Genomic DNA, 21,518 nt, shown 5'->3' with positions numbered 1-21,518 from the left:
GACGACGACGCGGCGGGCGGGGGCGGGGCCGGTTGTAGGGCGCGTCACCAGTCGTGGACCGTTCCGTCGACGAGGCGGTTGTAGGGCAGGTAGGCCTGCTGGTAGGGGTAGCTGTTGGCGGCTTCCTCGTTGAATTCCACCCCGATGCCGGGCGCCTCGCCCGGGTGCAGGTAGCCGTCGACGAACGTCATGGACTGCTCGAACACCGTGTTCGTCGCGTCCGAGTGCGGCATGTATTCCTGGATGCCGTAGTTGTGGATCGCCAGGCCCACGTGCAGCTGCGCGGCGAACCCGACCGGGGAAATGTCCGTCGGTCCGTGGAAGCCGGACTTGATCTGGTACTGCGCGGCGTAGTCCATCACCTTCTTCAGCGGCGAGATCCCGCCGAAGTGCGTCGACGCGGCCCGGACATAGTCGATCAGCTGTTCCTTGATCAGGGCCTGGAAGTCATAGACGGTGTTGAAGATCTCCCCGATCGCCAGCGGCGTGGTGGTGTGCTGGCGGACCAGACGCAGCGCCTCCTGGTTCTCCGCCGGGGTGCAGTCCTCGAGCCAGAACAGGTCGTAGGGTTCCAGCGCCTTGCCCAGCTTCGCGGCCTGGATCGGGGTCATCCGGTGGTGCCCGTCATGGAGCAGCGGCAGCTCCGGGCCGAACTCGTTCCGCACCGCCTCAAACACCGAAGGCAGGTGCCGCAGGTACGCCCGGGTGTCCCAGTCCTCCTCCGCCGGGAACGCCCCGCGGCCCGCGGGCTCGTAGTCGTAGCGCTCCCCGGAGGCCTGGGCCTGCGCCGCGACCCCGTACACGGCCTTGATCCCGGGCACCGCGGTCTGGATCCGCACCGACTTGTAGCCCAGTTCCAGGTGCTCCCGGACCGAATCAAACAGCGAGGGAAGGTCCGCGCCCGAGGCATGGCCGTAGGCCCGCAGCCCGTTCCGCGACGCCCCGCCGAGGAGCTGGTAGACCGGCATCCCGGCCATCTTGCCCTTGATGTCCCACAACGCCATATCCACCGCCGCGATCGCGGCCATCGTCACCGGACCCCGGCGCCAGTACGAGGACCGGTACAGGAACTGCCACGTGTCCTCGATCCGGTGCGGATCCTTCCCGATCAGCAGCTGCGCAACGTGTTCCTTCAAATACGCCGCCACCGCAAGCTCACGCCCGTTCAGCGTCGCGTCCCCGATCCCGGTCACCCCGTCCTCGGTGGTGATCCGCAGGGTCACGAAGTTACGGGACGGACTGGTCACAAAGACTTCCGCAGCAATGATTTTCATGGTCTTAACTGTTCCTTCAGTCGTGGCTGGGTCAGGGGCTTAGTTGGTGGTGGACGCGAGGGGTTTCGTGTCGCTGGCGGGGCCGTCCGGGCTGCTGCTGGCAGCGTCGTCGGACGTGCCCCCGGCAGCGTCGTCGGCGCCGCTGTCGCGGCGGGACCGGATCTCCGCGAGGATCTCCGCATGCCGGGCGTCCGTGAGCTTGTATTTGGACATCACGGCCACGGCGACGATGGTCAGCACGGCCGGGATGGCACCGGCGGCGACCTGGATTCCGAACACGGCTTCTGCGGTCTGGACGGCGCCGGACTTGTAGCCGCCCAGCGCCAGGGCGTATGCGGCGAGTGCTCCGCCCACGGCCTGGCCGGTTTTGCGGGTAAAGGAGAAGAGCGCGTAGGTGATGCCTTCCGTGCGGACACCGGTCCTCCATTCGCCGTATTCCACAGTGTCGGCCTCCAGTGCCCACACCACGATGTTGACGGCGAGGACGCCCAGCAGGCTCACGACCAGGCCCGTGAACCCGATCCAGACCTGGCTGGCCGGGGCGAGGAAGACCGTGATGCCGCCGATGACCGTCAGCAGTGAGGAGTAGATGTAGACCCGCTTCTTGCCGAAATTCCGGACCAGCCTGGGCATGAACCCGGCCAGCACGAAGGTGAGGACCAGCTGGATGATGGACAGGACCGGGTACAGGTCCAGCCGTCCCAGGACGTCGCGCAGGTAGTACAGCTGGACCGAGGTCAGGGCGAGGTAGCCGGAGAGGAAGAAGAAGGAGCTCAGGCAGAGCATCAGGAGCGGCTTGTTGCCCTTGAGCGTGTCCATGCTCTGTTTGAAGGTAACGTTCGGGACCGCGCGGTGGACCCGTTCCTTGGCGGTCAGGACGGTGAAGAAGTAGAGGGCGGCGCCGACCACCACGAACGCCACGGTGATGGTGGTGAAGGTTTCCTGGAGGTCGGCCCCCGGCTTGATGAGCGGTGCCACGAAGATGCCGAGGGCGGAGCCCACCAGCAGCGCACCGATCATGCGGGCGGAGCCCAGCTTTGCCCGCTCCCCCGGATCCTGCGTCATGGCGCCGGCCAGGGAACCGTAGGGGATGTTGACGAGGCTGTAGGCCAGGCCGAGGGCGGCATACGTGACGTAGGCGTACAGGAGCGTGCCTGACTCACCGAGCTCCGGGATGGAGAACGTTGCCACGCTCAGCAGGAGCAGCGGGATGGATCCGAACATGATGAACGGGCGGAACTTGCCGAAGCGCTTACTGAACGTCCGGTCCACTACCCGGCCGGCGAAGACATCGGCGAAGGCGTCGAAGATCCTGACCGTGAGCAGCAGGGTGCCGGCCGCGGCTGCCGAAATCCCGGCCACGTCCGTGTAGTACACCAGCAGGAACATGGTGGCGGTGGTGAAGGCGAGGTTGTTGGCAGCGTCGCCGGCGCCATAGCCGATGATGCTTAACTTGCTGAGTTTCTTGGGCTTCTTCATGTGTGGGCTCCTTTACCCGGGGCCGCCCCTGGGGCCGGCAAAATCGTGAAAACTAGGGGGTGGTGATGCTCTTCGTGCTGCCGTTCTTCGTGCCGGCCAGCGCGGTCCACCGCTGCCGGAGGGCGAACGCGGCGGGCTTGGGCCGGCGGTCGCGGGTGAAGACGCCCTTCTTGTTGCCGTCCACGCGCATAATGCCGTTGGACGTCTGGAAGTCGGCGAAGTTCCAGACCTGCTCGCCCACCATGGCGTCCACGCGGTCAAAGACGCGGTGGTACATGGCCAGGAAGGCGGCCTGGTATTCCTCGCTCCAGGGCTGTTCATAGATGGAGTGGAACCCGGGCATGGTGTCCGGCCCGTATTCGGTCATGATCATGGGCTTGCCGTACTTGGCTTCCCATTCCCGGAGTTCCTTTTCCAGGACCTGTTCGGCGGTTTCGAGGTCCCCGTTGTTCAGGTACCAGCCGTAGTAGCGGTTGAGCATGATGACGTCGAAGAGGTCGCCGAGCAGTTCCTTGTCCGGGGTGTCGAACATGACGTTGACGTAGCCCACTGGACGGGTGGGGTCCAGCTCGCGGGTGAGTTCCACCAGCGGCTGGAAGTACTCGCGGGCGCCTTCCTCGGAACCGTTGGGTTCATTGGCGATGGACCAGATCACCACCGACGGGTGGTTCTTGTCCCGGGCCACGAGCTCGGTGATGGCCTGGCGGTGGCTGGCGGCGGTGTTGGCGTCCACCCCGCCGTCCTCGTAGGTCTTCTTGGCAATGCCGCCGAAGACGGCGCCGAAGCCCAGGTGCAGCCCGACGGCGGCGGTTTCGTCGATCACGACGATCCCGTGGCGGTCCGCGAACTCCATGACCTCTTCGGCGTAGGGGTAGTGCGAGGTCCGGAACGAGTTGGCGCCCACCCAGTCCAGGAGCTGGAAGTCGTTGACCATCTGGGCGTTGCTGTGGCCCTTGCCGACGGTGACGTGGTCCTCGTGCATGCCGAAGCCGGTGAAGTAGAACGGCTCCCCGTTGATGAGGAATTCCTTGCCGCTGACTTCGACCGTCCGGACGCCGACCGGCAGCGTGTAGCTGTCCAGCAGCGTGCCGCCGTCGCGGATCTCGGCCGTCAGGCTGTAGAGGTACGCGGCGCCGGGCTTCCAGAGCACGACGTCGGCGACCGACAGCGTGCCCCGGGCGGTGTCGGCGCGGGCCACCTCGACGCCGTCGGCGTCCCTGAGCGAAACGGTCACCGTTTCACTGCCCGTCCCGCCGGCCGTGGCTACCGAGTAGCTGACGCTGCCCGTGGGCCCGTCGAAGCCGGTGACGACCGTGATGTCGTCCACGGTCACCGCGGGGGTGCTGAACAGCCACAGGCTGCGGTGCAGCCCGGCGTAGTTGTAGAAATCGTGCAGGTAGCTCTGCTGGCGGCGGCCGTCCTCGGTAACGGTGATGCTGCCCGGCGGGATCGTGGCCTGGGTGAGCTCGTTGTTCACCGAGACGGTGAGGCGGAAGGCCTGGCCGGGGGTTACGTGGTCCGTGATGTCGGCACTGAACGGCATGTAGCCGCCGGCGTGCTGGGCGACCAGAACATCGTCCACCCACACCATCCCCTCGTGCGTGGCGGAGTCGAGGCGCAGGTGGATCCGCTCCCCTGCCCAGCCGCGGGGCACCCGCACGTCGCGCTGGTACCAGACGTAGCCGACGTGGTCCCGGATGGCTTTGTCCGGGAAGACGTCGTTGTAGCTGGCGGGGACGCCCATTTCCAGCGGCGAGTCGAGCGTCGCCTTGAACCATTCGTCCCGGTGGCCGGACCGGTCGAAGTCCACCTTGAACCGGTACAGCCCGTCAAGGTTGACGAGCTCACGGGTTTCATTTGCCTGGGGCTTGAGCATCTGGGGAGTCCTTACGCGTCGTTGCGGGGGTGCGCCTGCGGGTCTGGGCGGCGGCCGGGTTGTCGTCCCGGAGCGCCTTCGTCTGAATGTAATTCTAGTCACGTGGCAATCAAATGGCAAGCGGTTGCCATACATTTTTGTTGAAAGTTCATTAAAAACACTGCTGCCCGGCCCCCGCGATCCGGGAGCCGGGCAGCAGCGCGTGCGCGGACGACGCTAAAGGGAGACAGCCCGCTCCCCGAACGTTCCGCACAAGTCTTCAATCAGGTCCACAACCGCCGCGTCCGCGGCGAGGACCGGGTCCACCAGGGCCAGCAAGGCACGGATCCGTTCGGCGCCGCTGATGAGGTTGGCGGCGGCCACCTCATCGGCCAGCGGATCCTGGAACGCGACGGCGGCAGAGCTGTAGTCCATCCACGACGCAATCATCAGCGCGGCAGCGGCACCGGTGCGGCCGGCGGCACGTTCAGCCTCCAGCACCGGAACTGCGCGCATCCGCAACTTGGTGCTGCCGTCCATGGCTATCTGCGCGAGGTGGTGGGCGATCCGGGCGTTGCTGAAGCGTGCAAGCAGGGCGGCCCGGTAGGCCGGGATCTGCAGGTCGGCGCCCGCCGTCCCACCGCCGGCAAGGTTCGCCTCGGCCTCGTCCCAGAACCCTTCAACCGCCTGCAGGCACAGCGGGTCCGCCAGCGCCTGGGCCACGGTAGTGTGGCCGCGGAGCTGCCCTGCGTACGCGAGCAGCGAGTGCGCGCCGTTGAGCAGCCAGAGTTTGCGGTTTTCGTAGGGCTCGATGTCCGCGACGAACACGGCGCCGGCGTCTTCCCAGCGCGGGCGCCCCGCGGGAAAGTCCCCACTGAGCACCCAGTTAGAGAAGGGTTCGGCCACCACGGGGGAATTGTCCCGGTAGCCGCACGCAGCCTCCACCAGCGCAACGTCCTCTTCCGTGGTACGCGGCGTGATGCGGTCCACGGAGGTGCTGACAAAGCTGACGTTTGCGTCAATCCAGTCGGCGAGGCCTTCGTCCCAGGCGCCGGCCATACCCACCACGGCGTTATGTGCCACGGTCCCGTTGCTGGAGAGGTTGTCGCAGCAGACCACGGCCAGCGGTCCCGCTTCGGCAGCCCGGCGGGCGGCGAGGGCCAGCACCAGCCGGCCCAGCGGCGTCGTCGGATGTCCGCTTCCGGAAGCCAGCAGCGCAAGGTCGGCAACGACGTCGGACGCGGTGCGGTCAAGCTGTCCGTCGGGGCCGAGCCGGTAGGCGGCTTCGGTGATGGTCAGGGTGACGACGGTGGTGGCAGGAGCCGCGAGCAGTTCCGCCAGCCGCTGCACGTCAGCGCCGTCCGCTGCCTCCACGATGCTGCTGACCACGGTGAAGGAATCGCCGGCGTCGGCACGTTCCACCACGGTGAAGAGCCCGTCCTGTTCGGCCAGGGCCAGGGCCGCGTCGGGGCGGCGGCCGGTGAAGGCAGCGATGCCCCAGTCCGCGGCGTCGCCCGCCTGGTGGGTGTACCAGGCCTGGTGCGAGCGGTGGAACGCGCCCAGCCCCAGGTGCACGATGCGCACGGGAGACTTGGTCGCCGGCAGCAGGCGGCGGTTCAGCCGGGGAAGTTCCACAGCGGGTTCCGCTTCGGGTTGCAGGTCGATGCTCACAGTTTGAAGACCCTTCGGGGTGAGGCGTCGACGAGGTCGACGATGAGTTCGTGGGCGCGGTCCTCGCTGACCCGGTGCTCCGCCACGAGGCGGGCCAGGAAGGAGGCCTCGATCCGGCGGGAGGCGTCGTGCCGTGCCGGGATGGAGCAGAAGGCCCGGGTGTCGTCGATGAAGCCTGAGGACCGGGAGAAGCCGGCTGTTTCAGTGACGGCCGAGCGGAAGCGCAGCATGGCATCCGGAGCATCAAGGAACCACCACGGGGCGCCAATGTAGACGGACGGGTAGAAGCCGGCCAGCGGCGCGAGTTCGCGGGAAAAGACCGTCTCGTCCAGGGTGAACAGCACCAGGTGGAAGTCCTTGGCGGTGCCGAAGTCCTGCAGCAGCGGGCGGATGGCCTCGGTGTAGTTCACGGCGAACGGGATGTCGTGGCCGGTGTCCGTGCCGAACTTTTCGAACGTGGGGCCGTGGTGGTTGCGGTAGGACCCCGGGTGGATGGTCATCACGAGGCCGTCCTCCACGGACATCCGCGCCATCTGGTACATCATGTGGGCTTCGAAGTCGTCGCGGTCCTGCGCCGTCGCCTGGCCGGAGCGCGCACGGTCAAACAGCTTCGCTGCGTCGGCGGCGTCGAGCTTGAGCGTTGCGGGCGTGCGGACGCCGTGGTCGGCGGAGACTGCGCCGTGGTCCACGAAATAACGACGCCGGTTTTCCAGCGCGGTGAGGTAGCCGGCATAGCCGGTGGCGCCGTCGCCCGCTGCCGCGATGAGCCGGTCAACGTTTGCGGACCACGTGGAGTGCGCGATGTTGAGGTAGGCATCCGGGCGGAACGTGGGCAGGACGCGACCGTGGAACGTGGGGTCCTGGGCGATTGACTTGTGGCTGGCCAGGCTGTCCAGGGGGTCGTCCGTGGTGGCCAGGACCTCGATATTGAAGTCCTTGAAGAGCTGCCGGGGACGGAAGCCGGGCTCCAGCAGCTTGGCGGAAATGGCATCGTAACTGGCGTCTGCGGCCTCGGCGCTGATCTCCTGCTCGAGGCCGAAGACGTTTTCGAACTGGGTGCGGAGCCAGTATCCGGAGGCGGTGCCCTCGAACAAGGGCCAGGCCCGGCAGAACTCGCGCCAGACGGTGCGGGAGTCCGGTTCCGAGGTATCCCGCAGCCGGTCCAGCGGGACGCCGCTGGCGTGGATCAGCCGGGTGACGTAGTGGTCCGGGCTGACCAGCAGCGCTGCCGGGTCCGGGAAGGGGGTGTTGTGCTCGATGACGGCGGCGTCAACGTGCCCGTGCGGAGAAATGATGGGGAGGTCCTGGACCCGGCCGAGGAGTTCGCGCGCAATGCTGCGCGTTCCGGGATCCGCGGGCAGGAGCCGGTCAGGGTTGGCGGCAATCGACTGTGACATAGCTCAATGGTCCGGCCTGCCGCAGGTTCTTGTCAACCGGTTGCCATAAATTGCCATTCAGTTGCGCGGTTCGCCCTCCCGGCAACGCTAGCCCGCGGGCAGCAACCGTCCGCTGGAACCCCGCAGCACGAGTTCTGTTTCGACGCGCACGGTCCCGGCCGGCTCCCCCGTGCCGTGCAGGAGATCCAGCAGCAACGCGGCAGCACCCGAGCCGCACTCGCCGAGAGGCGAACGCACGGTGGTCAGCGGCGGCGTGGTGAAATCCGCCCCGAAAATATCGTCGAAGCCCACGATGCTGATCTGGTCCGGGACCACCACCCCGGCGGCCTGAAGTTCCTGCATCAGGCCGATGGCCAGGAGGTCGTTGTAGGTCAGCACGGCCGTGGCGCCGCTGGCCCGGACGTCGCGCGCCACCTGTCGGCCGCCGTCGACCGTGGGTTTGCCGGATTCGAGCCGCACGGCGTCCAGCCGGGACCACTCGCAGGCCGCCTGCACACCCTCCCAGCGGCGGGCGGACATCCAGGACTGCGGCGGTCCGGCCACAAAGGCAACTTTGTGGTGGCCGTTGGCGGCCAGGCTGCGGACCGCCTCGCTGATGCCCTTGTTCACGTCGGGGACCACGCACGGCACGCCGTCGACCTCGCGGTTGATGACCACCACGGGCTTGTCGCGGGCGAGGGCCCGGATGTCGTCGTCGTCCATGCGCGGGCTGGCCAGGATGAGGCCGTCCACGGTGGCCATCATCCGCCGGGCGGCCGTCAGCTCAGTGATCGCGGATTCCGCCGACTCGGCGAGCACCAGGGTGTAGTCCCGGGCTGTCGCGGTGGTCTCCGCCCCCCGGATGATGTCGAAGAACGTGGGGTTGGTGATGTCCGCGACGATCAGCCCGAAGGTGTTGGTCCGGCCGGTCGGCAACGCACGGGCGAAGGGGTTGACCTGGTAGTTGAGCTCGGCGGCGGCATCCTCGATGAGTTTCTGCGTCTTGGCGCTCACCCGGCCGGGTTTGCTGAGCGCCCGGGAAACCGTGGACGGGTTGACGCCGGCTACCTTGGCGATGTCGTAGATGGTGGCGCTGGATTTTCCGTCGCGGGCGTGCTTCTTGGCCGGAGCCTTGGTGGCGTCAGCGTCCGGCGTCTTGGGTTCAGTCACCGCCCCATCCTAACGACGAAACAACCTAACTAGCTCGCAGCTGTGGCCGTTTTGAGCGCTCAGAACGGCCGCAGCTGCGACTCAGTTGGGCTGGACTAGGAGCGCTCGGGGAACTTGCCTTCGTCCGCGATGCGCTTGTTGAGCTCGGCGAGGAACTCGTCCTCGTCAAAGTCCAGTCCCACTTCCCTTCCGGTCCAGCTGGAAAGGTGGATGGCGTTGGCCAGGCGGACACCGTTGATGCCGTCCGAGCCCGGCGCCAGCAGCGGGGTGCCGTCCAGGATGTTCGCCGCGAAGTTCTCCAGGACGCCGGCGTGCTGGGCGCCCCAGACGGACTCGAACTCGATGACCTCGGTGGTGTAGTACTGCTCGGGGTTCAGCTCGCCCATAAAGAGCTTGCGGACATCGTCCATATCCATGGCGTCGCTGAGTTCGCGCTCGGGCTTCTTCAGGCGGGTCACGGTGGCGGTCTTGGAGTCTTCGACGACGATCTTGCCCTGGTCGCCCAGGATCTCGAAGCGGTCCGTGCCGGTGAGGTCGTGCGTGGCCGTGACGAAGACGCCGGTGGCGCCGTTGCCGTAATCCACCACCGCCGTGACCTCGTCCTCCACGGCGATGTCGCGGCGGAAGCCGTAGGCAACCTTGGAGTAGACGGACTTGGGCACACCGCAGATCCACTGCCACAGGTCCAGCTGGTGCGGTGCCTGGTTGACCAGGACTCCGCCGCCTTCGCCGCCCCACGTGGCGCGCCATTCGCTGGAGTTGTAGTAGCCCTGCGGGCGCCACCAGTTGGTGATGATCCAGTTGCTGCGGCGGATGGCACCGATTTCGCCGTTGTCGACGATCTCCTTGAGCTTCCGGTACAGCGGGTTGTTGCGCTGGTTGAACATGATGGCGAAGGACAGATCGGGCTTGCTCGCAGCAAACTCGTTGAGCTCCTTGACCTGCTTGGTGTACACGCCGGCGGGCTTCTCCACGAGGGCGTGCACGTTCCGCTTGAGCGTCTCGATGCCCATTTCCGGGTGCAGGAAGTGCGGTACGCACGTGACGACGGCGTCGACGTCGCCGCTTTCCAACATCGTGATGTAGTCGTCGTAGAAGGGTGCGTCCGGGTACTGCGACGCGGCCAGTTCCTTCTTCGCGGGGTCGGTGTCGCAGATGGCGCCGACTTCTATGTTGGGGACCATGCCGTCCCTGATGAACCTGGCGTAGGCGCCGCCCTGCTGGCCCAGGCCGATGATGCCGAGGCGTACTTTCTTGCTCATATGGTGATGCTCCTGTCTAGAAAAGGTTCGAGTGGCCCATGGCCGTCAGGTTGTCGTAGGACGTCTGAAGCGCGTCCCACACGGTGCGGCCGTAAAGTTCGTCCTGCTCCACCAGCATGTACTGGGCTCCGGCGGCCTCTGCGGCCGGGATGATGGCGGGGAAGTCCAGGTTGCCTTCGCCCACTTCGGCGAACTGGACCACGTTCCTGAACTCCGCCATGAAGCCCGGGAAATCGCCGGTCTGCAACATGCCGAACGCCGCCTCCGGCATCTGGCCGATGCGGTAGTCCTTCAGGTGCACCATGGCCGTGCGGCCGGCGTACCTCTCCAGCGTCCGGACCGGGTCCAGGCCGCCGCGCTGCACCCAGTGGACGTCGATCTCCATACCCATGGCCGGGGAGTTCTCGGCGATGATGTCCAGCATGTACTTGCCGTCGAACTTCGCAAACTCGATGTGGTGGTTGTGGTAGTAGAGGCTGATTCCCTGCTCCTGCAGCCGCTCGGCGTACTCGTTGGCCTGCTTGGCAAAGTCCATCACGGCATGAATCGACTTCATGGCCGGAAAGGGCAACATGCCGATCCGCAGGAGCGTTGAGTCGAGGCGTTTGACGTTGTCCACGATCTTGTCGAAATCGTCCTTGAGGGAATCAACGGGCATTCCTTTGGGGGCTTCCACCGCGACCGACAACGCCGCGATGTCCATGCCCAGCTCACTGCGGGAGCGGTCCAGTTCCGCCACGTTCTCCGGTGTCATCGGGATCTGGGAGATCTCGACGGCGTTGTAACCGATCGCGCTGACCTTGCGAAGCGTTTCAAATGCTCCGAGTTCGGCGAAGCTGCCTTTCAGCATCATCGCCTGTACGCCAATTTTGGCCACTGTGTTCCTCCGTTGTGTTCCGGACCCGCAAGGGCCGCTTTGCCGTTTTGCTGTGCTGGCCGGGTGCTGTGCCTGCCGGGTGTTGTGCTTGCCGGGTGTTAGGCGACTGCACCGGCCTGTTCTTTCTGATGCCGCTGGATTTCCAGCAGCCGATGGCGATCCGCCCGGCGCTGTTCCTGCCGGTCCGGATCAGGTACCGGGGACGCCAGCAGGAGACGCTGGGTATAGGGGTGCTCCGGGTCCCGGGTGACGACGTCGGCCGGCCCCTGCTCCACAATCTCGCCGTGGTACATCACAGCCACCCGGTGGCTGATGTGCCGCACGACATCCAGGTCGTGGGAGACGAAGAGGTACGAAACGCCGGTGTCCTTCTGGATCTGCAGGAACAGGTCAAGGACACGCGCCTGGGTGGACAGGTCGAGTGCACTGACGGGTTCGTCGCAGACGATCAGCTTCGGCGAGAGGGCGAGCGCCCGGGCGATTGCCACGCGCTGGCGCTGGCCGCCGCTGAACTCCCGGGGCAGGCGGTGGATGGCGTCCGACGGGAGCCCCACCTGGTCCAGCAGTTCCTTGACCCGTTTCTTCGCCGCCGTCTGTTCCATGCCCTGCACGCCGAGGGGTTCGGCGAGGATGGCGCCGATCTCCAGTGCCGGATTCAGCGAGGTGTACGGATCCTGGAAGACCACCTGCAGGTCCCGGCTCAGGGTGCGCCGCTGCCTGCGAGTGGCGTGGCTGATGTCCTTGCCCTCGAAGATGATTTTTCCGCCGGTCACCGGGGCCAGGCCCAGGACCGCCCGGCCCAGGGTGGTCTTGCCGGAGCCGGACTCCCCCACCAGGCCGAGGGTTTCTCCCCGGCCGATAGTGATATTGATGTCCGTCAGCGCCCGGAACGGCTTGGCCCTGAACTTCTTGCTGGGGTATTCCACCACCAGGTGGTCCACAGACAGGAGCGGGGCTGCCGGGACCGGGTCGTTCTCCGTGGTGCTCATGCGACCGGCTCCTTCTGCCTGGATACAAGCATGGACATAGGGGTTTTGCCTTCAAGCATGGACGCCAGGAGGGTCCGGGTGTACGGCTCTTTGGGGTTCCGGAGAATGTCGCGGACGGATCCTTCCTCCACGAGCCGGCCGTTCTGCATCACGGCCACCCGGTCGCAGAGGTCCGCCACCACCCCGAAGTTGTGGGTCACCAGGATCACGCCGATGTTCAGGCGCTGCTGGAGTTCGCGCAGGAGGTCCAGCACGTCCGCCTGCACCGTGACGTCCAGAGCCGTGGTGGGCTCGTCCGCGATGACCAGGTCAGGTTCGCAGCTGATGGCACCGGCGATCAGCACGCGCTGCGCCATGCCGCCGGAGACCTCGTGGGGGTAGGCGTTAAAGGTCCGCTCCGGGTTGGTAATCCCGACGTCGGTCAGGAGTTTCAGGGCCCGCTTGCGGGCTTCCTCCTTGGCGATGCCGAGGACCCGCACCATGGGGGTGACCAACTGGTAGCCGATGGTGAAGGCCGGGTCCAGGTTGCTCATGGGTTCCTGCGGAATGTAGGAGATCCGCCTGCCGCGCAGCTTGGACAGCCGCGCCTGGCTGACGAGTTCCTCGCCGGGGGCCACGGTGTAGTTGCCATCGAACTGGATGGAGCCGGCAACGATGCGCGCGTTGTCCGGAAGCAGTCCCAGGATGGAGAAGGCGGTTTGGGACTTGCCCGACCCGGATTCTCCCACGATGCCCAGGATCTCGCCGCGGTCCACGTGGAAGGAGACGTCGTCCACCACTTTCTTGATGGAGCCGTCGGCCTGCGGATAGCCGACGCCGAGATTGGTCACCTTCACGAGGTGGTGCTCGGTGCCGGCGTCGACGGCGGCAACAGACTTACGGGACGGGCGCGCGGCGGCGGGCGCCGCCGTCGAACCTTCCAGCGTGGCCTTTTTCTTGCGGTGTTTGATCTTCTCGCCGTCTTCCAGGGCGTCACGGATAGCGTTGCCCAGCAGGACCAGGCCGCCGATGGTCAGCGCCATGGCAAGCGCGGGCCAGAAGAGCAGCGTGGGGGTCAGGTAGACGTTCTTGAAGCCCTCGGAGAGCATCACACCCCAGGTTGCCTTGCTGGGGTCGCCCAGGCCGAGGAACTCGAGCCCGGACTGGATGGCGATGGCCACGCCGGCAATGGCCGCGGTCTGGATAATGATGGGGGCGCGGACCACGGAGAAGATGTGGCGCGCGATGATGCTCCAGTCGGACAGCCCGGACACCCGGGCGGCGTCAACGTACAGCTCGTTGCGCACCGACTGCACGGCCGTGCGGGTCAGCCGGAAGTAGGACGGGCTGATCAGGATGCCGAAGGCGATCATGGAAATCCATACCGACGGGCCGAACGCCGCCCGGATGGTCAGGAGCACGATCAGGCCGGGAAGGCTCATCAGGATGCTGACCACCCAGTTGGAGACCGCTTCGAACTTTCCGGCGTAGTAGCCAGCGATCAGGCCGGCGGGCAGGCCGATGGCGATGGCAACGCCCGCGCAGAGCAAAGCGGACAGAAGGGTCAGCTGCGCACCGAACAGCAGCCGGCTCCAGACGTCGCGCCCGGCGCTGTCCGTTCCGAGGATGTTCACGGAGTCCGGAGCGGCCAGCGTCTTGGCGATGTTCGAGTAGTTCTCCTCGAAGGGCGCCAGGACCGGAGCCAGGACGGCCAGGAGCGAGATCACCAGCAGGATCGCCATGGCAACGATGCCAAGGGGGTTCTTGAACAGGCGCCGGAGGACGGTGGAACGGACCACCGTACCGCTCTGCCCTGTGTGAGTCGGGGCGGGTTGAGTGGAGGTACCGGGGGCCGGCGCGGCCACTGCCGCAGTTTCTACTGAATCGCTCATGACACACGTACCTTCGGGTTGAGCCAGCCGTTAAGAACGTCCACCAGCAGGTTCACCACGATGACGACGCCCACCGTGTACATCACGACGCCCATCACCACGGGAAGATCCGACTGGCCGGTGGCAGTGACCGCCAGTGGACCCATGCCCGGGAGGGCAAAGATCTGCTCGATGATCACCACGCCGCCAAGCATGCCGATTAGCTGCAGGCTCAGAACGGTCAGACCGGCCGGAGCAGCACTGCGCAGTACATGTTTGAACAGGATCTCGCGCTCGCCGATGCCGCGGCTGCGAAGGGTGCGGACATAATCCCGCTCGAGCTGTTTGATGACGGCGCTGCGGATTTGCTGCGCCCCACCGGTGACGCCGTTGACCAGCAAGGCGATCACCGGAAGGGACATGGAATAGACCCACGCGTCGGGACCGGATTCCGGGGAAATGGTGCTGGTGGCCGGGAAGAGGCCCAGCTGGATGGCCAGGACGGTGACCAGGATAACGCCGATCACGAACCCCGGAATGGAGTCACCGATGATGGCGCCAACCTGGACCACCCTGTCCACCCAGCCGCGCTTCACCGCGGCAGTAACGCCGATGAGCGTGGCACAAATTGCGATCAGGATCATTGCAGCGAAAACCATGGTCATGGTGACCGGAATCCGGCTGGCTAGGGAATTGGCCACCGGCTCCGAGGTGAACCACGAAGCACCCAGGTTTCCGCCCAGGGCATCGAACACCCAAGAGAAGTAGCGGGCCACTAGGGGCTGGTCCAGCCCCAGTTCCGCTTCTTTCAGCGCCACCTGCTCAGCCGTGGCCTGATCGCCCAGGATGTTCCGGGCGATGCTTCCGCTGGACATATACAGCAGGAAGAAGGTGATCGCCGAGACAACAAACAGCACCGCCAGCCCGCTGCCCAGCCTTTTCGCAATGAACCTGATCATGGTGCCCTACTTGGCCGGTGAGTAGTTGTAGATGGAAGGAACGGCCTGCTGGATCTGCGGCACCACGTCCACCTTGGAGTTGTGGTAGTACATCTGGTTGACGCGGAACAGCGGGGCAAACCATGCCTGGTCAACGACGTACTTGTTCACGTCCTGGGCCAGCTTGCCGGCATCGGCGCCGCCGGTGCGTACGGCCTCAATCTTTGCGTCCAGCTCCGGATCGGCGTTCTTGAACGGGTTGTAGAGCGCCTTGGTGGAGATGATCTGGTTGATGGCGACCGTCGGCTCGCCCTGGAAAAGGGAGAAGTACATGGTGGTGTACTTCTGTGCTGCGACGTCGGATGTGAAGGTGTTGGTCAGCGCGGCACCGACGTTGAGGGTGATGCCCACGTCCGCCAGCTGCTGCTTCACTACGGAGATCTGGGTTTCGAAGTTCGGGATGCCCGGGATTTCCAGGGTGACGCCGTTTTCGTAGCCGGCTTCCTTGAGGAGCTGTTTGGCCTTGGCCGGATCGTAGCTGTAGTGATTCTCCAGCCCTTCGGTCCAGGCTCCGCTTTCCTTGCCGAACGGCTGGGACGTGGGGGTGCCCTGGCCCAGCATGACTTGGTCAAGGATGGTCTTGCGGTCGAACGCGTAGTTGATGGCTTGGCGGACCTTGACGTCCTTCAGCGGAGCGTTCTTGGTGCCGTCACGGTCCATCAGCAGCAGCCCCTGCCAGTCCACCTCGTTGGCGGCGAGCTTCATTTTGGCACCCTCGGCCTGCTTGCCCGTCTTGGGGTCCAGGATTGTGGCGTCAACCTGGCCGGAAACCAAGGCGTTAGTGCGGGCGGTGATGTCCGCCAGGATCTTGAATGTGAGCTTCTGGTACTTCTGCAGGTCTTTGTTCCAGTAGTCCTGGCGAGCATTGAACACGGTCTGCGAATCCTTGACGGAGCCGGCCTTGTCCATAACGTAGGGGCCGGAACCGGCCGGCTCCGTCTTGATCCCCTCGGTTCCCAGCGCCGTGGGGCTGCCCATTAGGCCGGCGGCCTGACTGAGAAAGTACTCCAGTGCCGGGTCCGGCGTGGCGAGGTTGATGTCGATGGTGTCCGCGTCGACCACGGCGACATCCTGGACGGCGGCGAGCTGGGCCAGCTGCGGGCCGTTGGCCTTCTTGAAGTGGTCCATATTGGCTTTGGCGGCTTCGGCGTCGAACTTGGCGCCGTCGCTGAAAGTGACGTCCGTGCGCAGGTCCACGGTGAGCTTGGTGTTCGTGTCGTTGTACTTCCAGCCGGTGGCCAGCAGCGGGCTGAGCTTTCCATCCGGTTCGCGCAGGATCAGCGAGTCATATACAGCCTGGTAAGGCTGGAGCACGTGTCCCACGTGGGCCTGGGCCGGGTCCCAGGAACGTACGTCCTGGATGGTGCCGATCGTCAGTGCGGTGGCAGCCGCACCGGCCGCCGGGCCGGAGTTCGCGGCGCCGCCGCACGCGGTCAGGGCTAGTGCCGCACTGACTGTGAGGGCGGTTGCTGCCGCTTTGGGACCTAACTTCATTGTTGGCTCCTTGAATCTGTGGAACTTGGGGCTTACGGAGTAGGTGGGTGTGGCGTGGGCCACACCTGCCTGGTGAGACTCACAGTACGCAGTGCTGCCCGTTTTGGCAACCGATTGTCAATGGTGTTGCATTATTGTCTCTCAATGCCCGGAAATGAAACGTTCAAAGGACCGGCACGGAGTCGCAACCGGTTGTATCAGTGGACGCTCAGGAGACTAGGTCAGCCGCTTCCGGGTAGCTCTGGCGGTAGACGTCCTTGATGATGCGCAGCGACTTATCAGCCTCCGCCGGGCTGATCCAGAACGGCTCCGGCTCGTCCAGCCGGGCGTAGAAGTCGTTGATCAGCAGCTCGTGCGAAACCCCCCAATAGGACCGGCCGCCGGAGTCGCTCCGGCGCTCCGGAACGACGTCCACCCGTCCGTCCCCATGGGCCACCGTGAGGTCGCCCCGCAGGCTCAGGACCGCCTTCTCGGTGACCACTTCGAGCGTCACCGGCGCGTTGAAGGCATTGGCGAGCGTGGCATAGAACGCGCTTCGTGCACCGTTCGCGTGTTCCGCCACGAATTCCGCCGTGTCTTCCACTTCAATGGTGCCGCCCAGGAACCGCGTGGAGGCATTTCCGGTGACGGCAACGACGTCGCCCACCAGCCATTGGAGCAGGTCCACGGTGTGAATGGCCTGGTTCATCATCAGCCCGCCGCCGCCGCCGGCCCAGGTCCCCCGCCATGGCCGGTCCAGGTAGTACTGCGCGGACCGCTGCCACATCACCGTTGCCGATGCTCCCACCACCGCGCCCAGCTCGCCGGACTGCAGCAGTCCGTGCATGGCCTGCGACGTCGCGTTGTACCTGTTCTGGAAGCACACGGCGATCTTTGTGCTGCCGGCCGAGGCGGCTTCAACCAGCCGCCGGCCCTCGGCCAGGGTGTGGGCCAGCGGCTTCTCCACAATGACATGCACGCCACGCTCCAGGCAGTCCGCCGCCACCGAGGCGTGCTGGTCATGCGGCGTGCAGATGTGCACCACATCCGGCCGGACCGCCTCGAGGAGGCTCAAGTGGTCGGCGAAGCCGGGGACGCCGTGGACGGCCACCGCGGCCGCCAGCCGCTGCGGATCCGAATCGCAGACCGCCACCAGTTCGGCACCGTCGAGCTTTGCCACCGCCTCGAAGTGCACGGCTGAAACGTCGCCGCAGCCGATGACCGCTGCCGTTGCACTCACGAGAGTTCAACCCCGTTTTTCGCGGCGAGCGCCGCGAAGGCGCGGGCGGCAGTGCCGAAAGCGACGGGACCCGAGAAGCCGCCCAGTTCGTGGGCGCTGGCCAGGTGCGGCTCCAGGGAGGCGAAGCCGGAATAGCCGTCCGCCTTGAGTGCGGCAATGGTGGCGTCCAGTTCGCCGTCGCCCTCGCCGGCGGGCACCACTTCGCCGGTGGTGGACAGCGCGTCCTTGACCTGGAAGTACTCGAGGTAGGGGCGCAGCATGGCGTAACCGTCCGTATAGGGCTTGACGCCCACCTGGACGAAGTTGGCGTTGTCCCAGGCGACCCGCAGGGCCGGGGAATCCACGGTCGTCATGATGTCGAGGACGCGTTCGGGAGTGTCGCCGAAGATGCCCTTTTCGTTTTCATGCAGAAGCACGACGCCGGCCTCTTCAGCGAGCGCTGCCAGCGCACCCATGCGCACCATGACGTCGTCGCGGATGTTCTCGGCGCTCCGGCCGTCCGCCCGGTAGAAGGAGAAGATCCGGACGTATTTGGTATCGAGGCCTTTGGCCACGGAGATGATCTGGCGGAGACGGGCCAGTTCGTGCTCCACCGGCAGGCTCACGTCCACCTTGCCGATCGGGCTGGCCACGGCCGAGACCTTGAGGCCTTTCTCATCGAGGATGTCCTTGAGGGCGGCAACCTGCTTCGGTTCCAGCTCGGAAACATTGGTGCCCCACGCGCTGCGCACCTCGATGTAGCCAGCGCCGAGGGCCAGCAATACGGCGGCCTGCACCGCGGGATCGGGATCAATTTCGTCGCCGAAGCCTGAGAGCGGCCAGACTGCGGTTGTTGTTTCGCTCACGCGGATCTCCTGGATTTCGAGGCCACCGCACGGGCAGCCCTCACTTCGGCTCCAGCGCGGTGACGCAGTTCACAAACGGTGTCCGGCTCAGTTTAGCCAGCGCAGCGAACCATGACAACCGGTTGCCATAGTTTGACAATCTGTGGCATTCTTTGCAGAGCGGATCTGTGTCTCCAGTCACAGGCCTGTCCCATCGACCCGGCCGGCACGGCCCGGCCACCACGTTCAGAGAGGAGCGCCGTGGCTACGACGCAACCAGCAGCAGCGGACCGCCCTGCCACCATCCATGACATCGCCGCGCTCTGCGGCGTGGCGGCCTCCACCGTTTCCCGGGCGCTCTCCACACCGGACCGTGTCAACATCAGGACGCGCCAGCGGATCCAGGCGGCCGCGGCGCAGCTGCACTACATCCCCAACAGCCAGGCCAAGGCGCTGAGCTCCGGCCGCACAGGCGCAGTGGGAGTGCTTGTCCCGGACATCACCAACCCGTTCTACTTCGACCTCATCCGGGGCACCCAGCTCCAGCTGAAGGCGGCCGGTTACACCCAGCTGCTGGTGGACACGGAGGAATCGGACGAAGTGGAAGCCAGCACCGTGGAGCAGCTGCGAAAGAGTGCCGACGGCATCATCGTTGCCGCGTCCCGGCTCAGCGACGACGCCCTGCTGGCCGCGGCGGCCAAGATGCCCCTGGTCACCATCAACCGTGACGTTCCCGGCGTCCCCGCCGTCCTCATCGACACCCCGTCCGCCACTAGCCAGGCGCTCGACCACCTCATCTCGCTCGGCCACACCCGGATCGCCTACATGGCCGGGCCGCTGACGTCCCAGTCGAGCACCCGGCGCTGGACCACCCTGTCCGGGGCGGCCGAGGAGCGCGGCGTGGAAGTGCGCCGGCTGGGACCGTTCGCGCCCAAGAAACAGTCCGGCGCGGCAGCCGCGGACGCCGCCGTGCATAGCGGGGTGACAGCCTGCATTGCGTTCAACGACCTCATCGCCATCGGCATGCTCCAGCGGCTCCGCGAACGCGGCATCCGCGTACCGGAGGACATGAGCATCGTGGGCTGCGACGACATCTTCGGCGCCGACTTCTGCAACCCCCCGCTGACCACCATGGCCTCGCCGATCGAGCAGGCGGGCCGGGTGGCCGTGTCCATGCTGCTCGCCCGGCTGAATCCCCTGGCCGGCGGCGGTGCCCGCAACCGGTCCGTAATGCCCACGCACCTCACGGTCCGCGGCTCCACCGGGCCGGCTCCGCTGGTGTGACGGCGGGCGCGCCAGCCGGACGGACACAGTTGAGCATGGTTGACACTGCTGGCTAGGCTTTGAGTCATGCGTGAACTCCAGGCGAAGATCATCGAAGAAATGGGCGTGCTGCCCCGGATCGACCCCGCCGGGGAGGTGCGTAAACGCGTCACCTTCCTCAAGGACTACCTGAAAGCGACCCACACCAAGGGATTCGTCCTCGGGATCTCCGGCGGGCTGGACTCCTCCCTCGCCGGCCGTCTGGCCCAGCTCGCCGTCGACGAGCTCACCGCCGAAGGTGTGGACGCCGACTTTGTCGCCGTCCGCCTCCCGTATGGCGTGCAGCACGACGAGCACGACGCCCAGGCCGCACTGGACTTCATCCAGGCGAAGACCGAGTGGACGTTCAACATCTCCGCGGCCGTGGACGGCTTTGAGGACGAATTCGAAAAGACCGTGGGCAACGGCATCTCCGACTTCCACAAGGGCAACACCAAGGCCCGCACCCGCATGATCGCGCAGTACGCCCTCGCCGGCGAGCACAATTACCTGGTCATCGGCACGGACCACGGCGCGGAATCGGTCATCGGCTTCTTCACCAAGTACGGCGACGGCGGCGCGGACATCCTGCCGCTGTTCGGACTGGACAAGCGCCAGAACCGTGCCCTGCTCGCCGAGCTGGGCGCCCCGGCCCGGATCTGGGAGAAAGTGCCCACGGCCGACCTCCTCGACGGCCAGCCCGGACGCACCGACGAGGACGAACTGGGCATCAGCTACGACACGATCGATGACTACCTTGAGGGCCGAGACATCCCCGATGCCGAGGCCCAGCTGATCGAAGAGAAATACCTCCGCACCCGGCACAAGCGCACCGTCCCGGTCACCATCTTTGACACCTGGTGGAAGTAGCCGGCCCCGGATAGTCAGCGGTCCGGCCGTCCGGGGGCACTTTGAGCCCTGACCGGACGGTTTCGGCGCCCGGGGCCGGCGTATCCGTGCCAATGTGCCCCCGGACGGCGGAAGCTAGGTGGTGCCCTGCGCCTGGGTGGTGCCCTGCAGCAGCGTGGAGATACGGTGGGCCTCGTCCATCAGCAGGCGGCCCAGCATCGCCTGGCGTTCCCCCTTGAAGCGCGGTTCGATGCCGGTCAGTGACAGCGCCCAGGCCGGACGCCCGCGCTGGTCGAACACCGCTGCCCCCATCCCCCAGCTGCCTTCCAGCACGAGCCCAGGATTCACCGAGTAGCCGGCCTGCCGCGTCGCGGCCAGGTTGGCCCGGACCAACGCCTCGGTGTGGGCTGCCGCGAAACTGCCCGCGTGCGCGGGCCAGTCTGCCAGCAGTTCCTCCTGCTCCGCCTCGGGCAGGAACGTCATGATGGCGGTCCCGGCGGAAGCGACCCCGAGCGGGAAACGGACGCCCTCGTGCAGCACGAAGGACCGCACCGGGAAGCTGCCCTCCTCCCGGAGCAGGCACACCGTTTCGGCGCCGCGCCGGATGGAGAAGAATGCGCTTTCGCCGGTCTCTTCGGCGAGCCGGCGGAGGCTGGGCCGGGCGATGTCCTCCAGCGGGAACCGCGCCGAGGCCACCGAACCCATCAGCAGGATTTCCGGTCCCAGCACCCAGTTGCCGCTGGCCGGGTCCTGGTCCAGCAGCCCCTCGGCGGCCAGCGAACTGAGCAGGCGGTGCACGGTGGGACGGGTGAGCCCGGATTCCCTGACGAGTTCCACAAGCGGGGAGCCCTCCGGTTTCCGCCCGACGATGCGCAGCAGGGACGCCACGCGGCTGACGACTTGTGCGCCCTGGACCGGTAATGAAGACATCTTTTTCCTCGGACTTTGCGTTGGATCCATCCAGACTATCCACATTGTGGATGGTGAACAGCCTACCGTCCACACTGTAATAACGGCACCTTTGAGGCC

The 21,518-nt window shown here is 66.1% G+C and carries 17 protein-coding genes; 2 read left to right on the top strand and 15 right to left on the bottom strand.

The annotated features are described in order from the left end of the window. Positions 1 to 44: 44 nt before the first annotated feature. The 14 genes from manD to J2W14_RS09845 all read right to left on the bottom strand — a co-directional run bounded on the left by manD (position 45) and on the right by J2W14_RS09845 (position 18,359). Positions 45 to 1,274 (bottom strand): D-mannonate dehydratase ManD, encoded by a 1,230-nt coding sequence (gene manD / locus J2W14_RS09910; RefSeq protein WP_307461809.1) that lies wholly within the window; start codon positions 1,272 to 1,274, stop codon positions 45 to 47. Positions 1,275 to 1,313: 39 nt separating this feature from the next. Next, complete coding sequence (gene uidB, locus J2W14_RS09905; protein ID WP_307461806.1) at positions 1,314 to 2,753, bottom strand: glucuronide transporter; 1,440 nt, start codon at positions 2,751 to 2,753, stop codon at positions 1,314 to 1,316. Positions 2,754 to 2,805: 52 nt separating this feature from the next. Then, a complete protein-coding gene (gene uidA, locus J2W14_RS09900) occupies positions 2,806 to 4,629 on the bottom strand; it encodes a beta-glucuronidase (protein ID WP_307461802.1) in 1,824 nt (607 codons plus the stop codon). Positions 4,630 to 4,845: 216 nt separating this feature from the next. After that, complete coding sequence (locus tag J2W14_RS09895) at positions 4,846 to 6,279, bottom strand: mannitol dehydrogenase family protein (protein ID WP_307461799.1); 1,434 nt, start codon at positions 6,277 to 6,279, stop codon at positions 4,846 to 4,848. Next, positions 6,276 to 7,676, bottom strand: coding sequence for a glucuronate isomerase (gene uxaC / locus J2W14_RS09890; protein ID WP_307461796.1), 1,401 nt, complete (start codon positions 7,674 to 7,676; stop codon positions 6,276 to 6,278). Before uxaC ends, J2W14_RS09895 begins: the two co-directional genes overlap by 4 nt. Positions 7,677 to 7,763: 87 nt before the next feature. Beyond that, a complete protein-coding gene (locus J2W14_RS09885; protein ID WP_307461794.1) occupies positions 7,764 to 8,825 on the bottom strand; it encodes a LacI family DNA-binding transcriptional regulator in 1,062 nt (353 codons plus the stop codon). Positions 8,826 to 8,920: 95 nt separating this feature from the next. Next, positions 8,921 to 10,087: a Gfo/Idh/MocA family protein gene (locus tag J2W14_RS09880; protein ID WP_307461792.1), complete on the bottom strand. Its 1,167-nt coding sequence runs from the start codon at positions 10,085 to 10,087 to the stop codon at positions 8,921 to 8,923. A gap of 16 nt (positions 10,088 to 10,103) precedes the next feature. Continuing rightward, positions 10,104 to 10,964 (bottom strand): sugar phosphate isomerase/epimerase family protein, encoded by an 861-nt coding sequence (locus J2W14_RS09875; RefSeq protein WP_307461790.1) that lies wholly within the window; start codon positions 10,962 to 10,964, stop codon positions 10,104 to 10,106. A gap of 98 nt (positions 10,965 to 11,062) precedes the next feature. After that, on the bottom strand, positions 11,063 to 11,953 hold the full coding sequence (locus tag J2W14_RS09870) for an ATP-binding cassette domain-containing protein (RefSeq protein ID WP_307461787.1): 891 nt from the start codon (positions 11,951 to 11,953) through the stop codon (positions 11,063 to 11,065). Further along, positions 11,950 to 13,824: a dipeptide/oligopeptide/nickel ABC transporter permease/ATP-binding protein gene (locus tag J2W14_RS09865; protein ID WP_307461784.1), complete on the bottom strand. Its 1,875-nt coding sequence runs from the start codon at positions 13,822 to 13,824 to the stop codon at positions 11,950 to 11,952. Before J2W14_RS09865 ends, J2W14_RS09870 begins: the two co-directional genes overlap by 4 nt. Beyond that, positions 13,821 to 14,762 carry an ABC transporter permease gene (locus J2W14_RS09860; protein WP_307461782.1) on the bottom strand — a complete coding sequence of 314 codons (942 nt, stop codon included), beginning with the start codon at positions 14,760 to 14,762 and terminating at the stop codon, positions 13,821 to 13,823. Before J2W14_RS09860 ends, J2W14_RS09865 begins: the two co-directional genes overlap by 4 nt. A 6-nt stretch (positions 14,763 to 14,768) precedes the next feature. Further along, positions 14,769 to 16,295, bottom strand: a complete 1,527-nt coding sequence (locus J2W14_RS09855) for an ABC transporter substrate-binding protein (RefSeq protein ID WP_307461779.1) — start codon at positions 16,293 to 16,295, stop codon at positions 14,769 to 14,771. Between the two features lie 208 nt (positions 16,296 to 16,503). Continuing rightward, a complete protein-coding gene (locus J2W14_RS09850; RefSeq protein WP_307461775.1) occupies positions 16,504 to 17,514 on the bottom strand; it encodes a Gfo/Idh/MocA family protein in 1,011 nt (336 codons plus the stop codon). After that, positions 17,511 to 18,359: a sugar phosphate isomerase/epimerase family protein gene (locus tag J2W14_RS09845; protein WP_307461772.1), complete on the bottom strand. Its 849-nt coding sequence runs from the start codon at positions 18,357 to 18,359 to the stop codon at positions 17,511 to 17,513. Before J2W14_RS09845 ends, J2W14_RS09850 begins: the two co-directional genes overlap by 4 nt. A gap of 240 nt (positions 18,360 to 18,599) precedes the next feature. Between J2W14_RS09845 and J2W14_RS09840 the strand changes: the two genes are divergently transcribed. Next, on the top strand, positions 18,600 to 19,622 hold the full coding sequence (locus tag J2W14_RS09840) for a LacI family DNA-binding transcriptional regulator (protein WP_307461769.1): 1,023 nt from the start codon (positions 18,600 to 18,602) through the stop codon (positions 19,620 to 19,622). 66 nt (positions 19,623 to 19,688) lie between these two features. Further along, positions 19,689 to 20,510: an ammonia-dependent NAD(+) synthetase gene (gene nadE, locus J2W14_RS09835; protein ID WP_307461766.1), complete on the top strand. Its 822-nt coding sequence runs from the start codon at positions 19,689 to 19,691 to the stop codon at positions 20,508 to 20,510. 114 nt (positions 20,511 to 20,624) lie between these two features. On the opposite strand, the gene J2W14_RS09830 is transcribed toward nadE, so the two are convergent. Next, complete coding sequence (locus tag J2W14_RS09830; RefSeq protein WP_307461763.1) at positions 20,625 to 21,419, bottom strand: IclR family transcriptional regulator; 795 nt, start codon at positions 21,417 to 21,419, stop codon at positions 20,625 to 20,627. Positions 21,420 to 21,518 lie beyond the last annotated feature (99 nt).

Origin of the sequence: Pseudarthrobacter oxydans (assembly GCF_030812335.1) — a bacterium.
In the GTDB taxonomy this organism is placed as follows: domain Bacteria; phylum Actinomycetota; class Actinomycetes; order Actinomycetales; family Micrococcaceae; genus Arthrobacter; species Arthrobacter oxydans_B.
Note: the sequence above shows the minus strand (reverse complement) of the source record. Positions and strands in the feature narration are given on the sequence as shown.